The organism is Phenylobacterium sp. (assembly GCF_044372605.1).
Taxonomy (GTDB): Bacteria; Pseudomonadota; Alphaproteobacteria; order Caulobacterales; family Caulobacteraceae; genus Phenylobacterium.
Genome location: NZ_JBILRO010000203.1, coordinates 1 through 6,455, shown reverse-complemented (window position 1 = coordinate 6,455; position 6,455 = coordinate 1). Strand labels below are relative to the sequence as shown.

The following is a 6,455-nucleotide window of genomic DNA, read 5'->3' as shown; positions in this document are numbered from 1 at the left end:
AGCGCCGCCTAGGCTCACGAAGGCGGCGCCGGTCGCGACCGCCTTGACCGCCCCCGGCAGAGCCAAAGGAATCCAGTCGCCGCTAGCGAGGACCAGCCGCAGGGATGGCAGGTATTGCCGGCGCGCGGCCACATGCTCCACGAAGAGGTCGAGCAATGCCGGTGCTGAGTTCCAGATGCTGACGCCATGCTCAGCTACCAGCAACAGCCAGCATGCCGGATCCCGGTCCTGCGTGGCGTCCGGCAAGATTAGGGCGGCACCGACGCTAAGCGGGCCGAAGATATCGAACACTGATAGGTCGAAGGTGAGCGCGGACACGCCCAGCATCCGATCCAGCGGCCCGATTGCGAAACGCTGCAGCAGGTCGTCCACTGTGTTCCGCGCCGCCGCATGCTCCATCATTACCCCCTTAGGCCGCCCTGTCGAACCGGAGGTGTATATGACATAGGCCAAGTCGTCGGGACGCCACGCCCTCAAGCGTCGGCGCGGCGCGGCGCTTGTCGCTTCGCCGACCTCCAGCAGGTCGACGCCAAAGCGCCAAGCCGCCCCTGGATCTGAATCGCGATCAACCAGTGCGACCGCCACGCCGGCCTGCTGCAGGATGTCGGTCACCCGGTCGCTTGGCCAGTCGCTAGAGACTGGGACATAGACTCCGCCAGCGTCGAGCACGGCGAGCACGCCGACGACCTGTTGCCACCCCTTTCGCATGACGATGGCGACGCGGTCTCCACACTGGACGCCATGCCGGCGATGGAGGTCAACGGCGATCGCACGGGCACGCGCCTTCAGGTCCCCATAGGTGAATCGGCGCTCGCCGCAGACCAGCGCGAGGCGCTCGGGGGCGCGGTCCGCCTCATCGAAGAACGCGTGGTGCAGTCCGCCTTGCCCGGACGCAGCGCCCACACGGATGGCCCCGGTCACCGCCGTCGCGGCCTGTGGCAGGCGGGGTACCGGTCCGGACAGCCAAAGATCGTCCCGCTCCGCGAGCCGCCGAAGCAGGTCGGCGTAGGCAGCGAAGGCTGTTTCAATCAGCCCATCGGGGAATATCTCCGCCACAAAATCCCAGTTGAGGAGCAGCTCGCCGCCGTTTTCGAACACCTGATGGTCGAGCCAGACCTGCGGGGTCTGTGAGATGCCGGCGATGGGCTCGCCCAGCCGGCCCAACGCGTCCTCGACCTGGAGGTCGGTCTGTTCCGCCAGGGTGCTGGTGAACACAACCGGGACGCCGGCGAAGTCCGGCGCGCCGCGCACCCGGTTGAGCTCGCGAAGCACGTCCATACCGCCGAACGCGATATGATCGAGGTCTTGCCACAGCTGCCGCTGCACCGTGCGGGCCGCTTGCGCGAAGGACTGGCCAGGATCGGGCTCCACCTCCAACAGGACGAGGTTGGTGAATTCACCAACGAGGCGCCCGACGTCGGAATGCAGCGGCCGGCGGTCGGACACGGTGAGGGTGAGGGTGAACGCAGGCTGTCGGGCCCAGGCGGAAAGCACCGCGGCGAAGGCCGTCAGCAGGGCGGCGGTCGGCGTTACGCCCGCCGCGCGGGCGTGGCCCTTGAACCTGTCCCAGGCAGCGGCGGGGATGCGGTGCTCCAGCCGGGTGAACCTCGGACGCCGCATGGCGTTGGGCGAGCGCGCGACCGGCAGGTCCACGGGCCTTGCGAAATCCGGCAGGCGCTCGCGCCAGTAGCGTTGCGCGCGCTCGAAGCCGACGCCGTCACGGTCTAAGGCGCGCGCCATCTGGTAGTCGCGGAAGGTGAGGCCGAGCGGGGGCAGGCGAAGATCGGGCTGGAGGTAGAGTTGCGCCAGTTCATCGGCGAGGCGGCTGGCGCTCCAGACGTCGCTGATCAGCAGGTCTAGGCTCACGTGCAGGTGACTTACGTCAGCGTCTACGCGGCTGATCCGAAGTTCGAACAACGGCCACTGGTCGGGCACCAGGACTTGATGCGACATGCTGGCGCGCACGGCCTCGAGACCGCCTTCGACCTCAGCCGACGGCAGGCCGCGAAAGTCGGTTTCGTGGATATGATATCCATCCGGCTCCGGCAGAACCTGTTGCCGTCCCTCGGCGTCCACGATCATCCGCAGTGCGTCGTGCCGCAAGACGAGGGTGTCGACCGCAAGCTCGAGTCGGCGGATATCGAGATCGCGCATCCGGATCTCGCGATATGCGTGGGCCGCGACGCCGCCCAGCGGCAGGCCGGGATCGCGGCCCACCCAATAGGCTTCCTGGATATCGGTGAGCGGGAAAGGGTCCGTCCGCTGGGCGGCGGGCCGCGGCCGGACGGGCGGCAGCGGCGGCCGGACGTCGGCGGCAGGGGCCATGCGCGCCGTTTCGTCCAAGTGAATTCCGAGGCCTGCAATGGTCGGATGGTCGAAAAGGGCGGTGAGCTCCACATCTCGGCCCAGGGCCACGCTGAGCGCATGCCTCGCCCTCGACGCCCCGATCGAGTCGAGGCCCGGACCTGTATCGAACAGATCCGCCTCAAGGCTGGCCGGCTCGGTGCCGAGGATGTCGTGGAACACCCGCAAGAGCAGCGCCTCGGTGGCCGTCTGACCTGCGGTGTCACGCACTGGCGGCGCAATCTCGCCGACCGTATCGGACCATTCCGCGATGGCATTGAGGTTGCCCGTTCGGTAAGCCTGTCCCATGTCGGCCCGCCGCACCTTACCGCTCGTGGTGCGCGGGATCGAGCCTTGCCGGACCAAGTAGGCCGACCGCAGTGCAACGCCGTGCGCCTCACTAACTGCCCTGCGGACGGCCTGGAGGATTTCGCCGTGGCATCCCGCCTCCACGCCGCGAGCCACCTCGAGTACAATGACAGCGCCTTCCGCGCCGGCGGCGACCACGCTGAACGCCGCCGCAAGCCCACCCGCGAGCGCCGGGTGGGACGAGACAGCGGTCTGCTCAAGGTCATGGGGATGGTGGTTCACCCCGTTGATGATGATGATGTCCTTGAGCCGCCCGACGATCACGAGTTCGCCCGACGCGATGAAGCCGAGGTCGCCGGTGCGTAGGAACTCCAACGTACCTTCGTCCGCCAGACGCGCCGCGAAGGTTGTCCGGGTCTCGTCCGGTCGCCCCCAGTATCCCCGCGCCACATGGCCGCCGGTGATCCACACCTCTCCGACGACGCCTTCAGGATGTCGGGTTCGCCGGACCGGGTCGACGATCAGCACCTGCTGCTCGGTGTTGACGAGACCACAGGACGTCAGATGGATAACCCGGTCCCCCGGGTCCGCGACGATGGCGAGACCCTCGACTTCAAGACGGGTCCGGTTGATGTCCAGCACACGCGCGCCGTCGCCGGGAGCCGCACCTGTCACGAAGAGGGTCGCCTCGGCAAGACCGTAGGACGGCATGAGGGCCTTGCGATCGAATCCGAATGGCTCGAGGCAAGCGCAGAAGCGTTCCAGCACGTCCGGCGAGATCGGCTCGGCGCCACAGATCGCGGTTCGCCAGGTCCGCAGGTCCACATCGGTCAAGTCCTCGTCGCGGAGGCGGCGCGCACAGAGGTCGTAGCCGAAGGTCGCACTCAGACTGACCGTCGCGGCGTGGCGCGAGATGGTCCGCAGCCAAGTGGCTGGATCCTGAAGGAAGCTCCCGGTTTCCAGGAGAATCGATTCACCCCCGGCGAAGAGCGGGGCGACGATCCCGCCGATGAGCCCCATGTCATGATAGAGCGGTAGCCAGGATACAGTCACATCGCGTTCGGACCCGCCGATCCATGACGTCAGCAGTCGGGCGTTGGCAAGCAGGTTGGCGTGGCTCACTTGCACGCCCTTGGGTTCCGACGTGGAGCCGGAGGTGTACTGCACCACGGCGATTTCGTGGGGGGAAGCAAGGTCGCAGCGTCCGCCGTCGTACGACAGCTCATCGACGGCAAGAAGGTCGCATGTCGCGAGGAAATCACAGGTGTCGTCGGCCTGGCGGACGCTGGCGCGCAGGTCGTCAGTCGTCACGACCGCGCCGGGGCGCAGGTCCTCGACGATTCCGCGCAGGCGGCCGAGGGTGCGCAGGGACCGCGATGGAGCGAGCGGGGCGACCGGCGAGCCCGCCAGCAGCGCCCCGAAGAATGCCGTCGCGAACGCCGGGCCGGTGGGCAGCATCAGCGCGAGGGGGCGTCCACTCAGGCCGCGCTCCGCAACGCCACGTGCAAACCGCTCTGCCGCCGCCTGCAGGGCACCATAGGTGAGTGCGGGCGTCTCCCGCCCGCCACCGAACCGGTAGGCGATCCGGTCGGGGGTCCGCTCGGCGCGCGCGCGTAGCAAGGCCGGCAGGCTGTTAGATGAGGGCCACGCGTCGTTCACGGGCTTTGCGATCCTGCCCTCGATCGGCGTCGAGACCCGAGCGACCGTGTTCGGCCGGTCACACTGGGCTTCCGTCGAGCGCGTCACGCATCAAGGTAGCGCCCGCGAAGACCCTGTCGGACGCCTGGAGCCAGCGCCCGTGGCAGGCGTCCGCAAGGCTTTGTCCCGGCCGGCCCGGGTGGCGGATCAGCACCCGGAAGGCCCCCTGCTGGGCTTCGACGGACGGCCGGAAGAGGATGGCGACGTCGTGGAAGTCGAGGAAGCTGCGCGTGAGCGGGTGGTAGCATTTGTAGAAGGCTTCCTTGGCGCTGAAGGCGATCTTGGCCCAATCAACCGCGGCCTGCGGCAGCGCACGGTGGGCGGTGAGTTCCTCGTCGCGACAGATCCGGGCCGCGAGGTCCGGTTCGAGTGGGGTCGCGAGTTCGGCGTCAACCCCGACGCCCACGGCATCCGACGCGGCGGCGGCGACCGCGCAGCAGAACCCGTCGCAATGGGTGATAGAGCCCACGAAGCCGGCCGGCCAGCGCGGCGCGCGGCCCTCTGAACGAAGGATATCCTGCGCCTCGGCACCCAGACGGGCTAAGGCGAGATGGGCGGCGGCGCGGCCCGCCGTGAACTCCCGGATGCGACGCGGTGCGGCACCTGCAACAATCGCCCTCTCACCAGTCCGCAGGGGCGCGTCGTACATCGCCGGCGAGGCCACGACGGCGGCAACGGGAGCGGTGAACAGCGCCGCGATCTCGCCGTCGATCATGTACGCCCCCACCCTTCATGTCCCCGCGCAATCTACGCTCGTTTATGTGTGAATTACAACTTCTGTGTCGCGTGGGCTTGCTGTCGTCCCCTCCAGACGCAAAAATCTTGCAAGGCGCGTGTATGCTGTCAATACTATCTAGACGCGTTCTGAGCGCGGCGGCGGCGTTGATTTTCCGCGTACACGCCTCGACAGGTCAGCGCGCCGGGGAGCGTTGTAAATGGATAGGGATGGGGAGGCCAAGGCCCGTGCGAGCAGCGCGGCTGAGCTCCTTGTCGATCTTCGTCAGGCCGGAATCGATCTTCGCACCGAAGAAGGCGACCTGCGGTACAGCGCGAGGAAGGGGCAGCTCACGCCCGCGCTTCTTGACGCGCTGCGGACCCACAAGCGCGAGATCCTGGCGCTGATTGCGGCGCAGGGTGCCGCTCGCCTTGGGCCAGCCTCCCCGGCCCAGGAAGGGCTTTGGCTGCTGGCGCAACTGACTCCGGGTAACGCCTTCTACAACTACGCGCTTTCAGCCCACATCACCGGACCTCTGGACGTTGCCCGCCTCGAACGCGCGCTGGGCAGGCTTGTCAGCCGGCACGAAGCGTTACGGACGCGAATTGAGACGGTGGAAGGCATCCCAGTCCAAGTGGTAGATCCTCCTCGTCCGGTTCAGTTGCGCGTCCAAGCCCTGTCGCGCGCCGACCTGGCGGGCCGATTGCAGATCCTGGGCGCCTATCCTTTCGACTTGGCGTGCGAGCCGCTGTTCAAGGTGGAGCTGTTCAACGTGGGATCCAAGGCCCACGTCCTTGGCGTGGTCATGCACCACATCGTCAGCGACGCTTGGTCTCAGAGCCTCTTCATCCGGGAGGTGGCGGCGCTCTATGCGGCCTTGGCTGACGGCTACGCTTCGGCATTGCCGGAGCTGAGCGCCCAGTATCTCGACTATGCGGGTTGGGAGCGTGCTCGCCTGGCGAGGACCGGGCCCGCACAGCTGGCCTACTGGCGCGGTCAACTGGCGGGAGCGCCTGCGGCGCTTGAGCTTCCGACCGATCGGCCGCGTCCTGCATCACCAAGCTTCCAAGGCGCAGCAACGCCGGTCGGCCTGTCCCAGACGCTTTCGGTGAAGCTGACGAGGCTGGCGCATGGGCAGGGTGCGACGCTGTTCATGGTTTTGCTGGCGGGGTTCCAGGCGGTACTGAGCCGCTGGAGCGGCCAGGAAGACATTGTGGTGGGCTCGCCGGTGTCGCGGCGCCAGCGGCCCGAATTCGAGCCGCTGATCGGGCTGTTCATCAACACCCTGGCGCTGCGCACGGACCTGTCGGGGGATCCGAGCTTCACGGAGCTGGTGGGTCGGGTCCGGGAGACGGCGCTGGGGGCCTATGCGCACCAGGACCTGCCGTTC

Annotated in this window: 3 protein-coding genes; 1 reads left to right on the top strand and 2 read right to left on the bottom strand. The window is 67.7% G+C overall.

What is annotated here, in order from left to right; translation table 11 throughout:
* Nucleotides 1-4,311: AMP-binding protein (locus ACIQ42_RS14430; RefSeq protein ID WP_397422958.1), on the bottom strand; the 4,311-nt coding region annotated here is incomplete at its 3' end.
* A 58-nt stretch (nucleotides 4,312-4,369) separates the two neighbouring features.
* Nucleotides 4,370-5,065: a 4'-phosphopantetheinyl transferase gene (locus ACIQ42_RS14425; RefSeq protein ID WP_397422957.1), complete on the bottom strand. Its 696-nt coding sequence runs from the start codon at nucleotides 5,063-5,065 to the stop codon at nucleotides 4,370-4,372.
* Nucleotides 5,066-5,285: 220 nt separating this feature from the next.
* On the opposite strand from ACIQ42_RS14425, the gene ACIQ42_RS14420 reads away from it, so the two are divergent.
* On the top strand, nucleotides 5,286-6,455 hold a 1,170-nt coding region (locus tag ACIQ42_RS14420; RefSeq protein ID WP_397422956.1), incomplete at its 3' end, for a condensation domain-containing protein.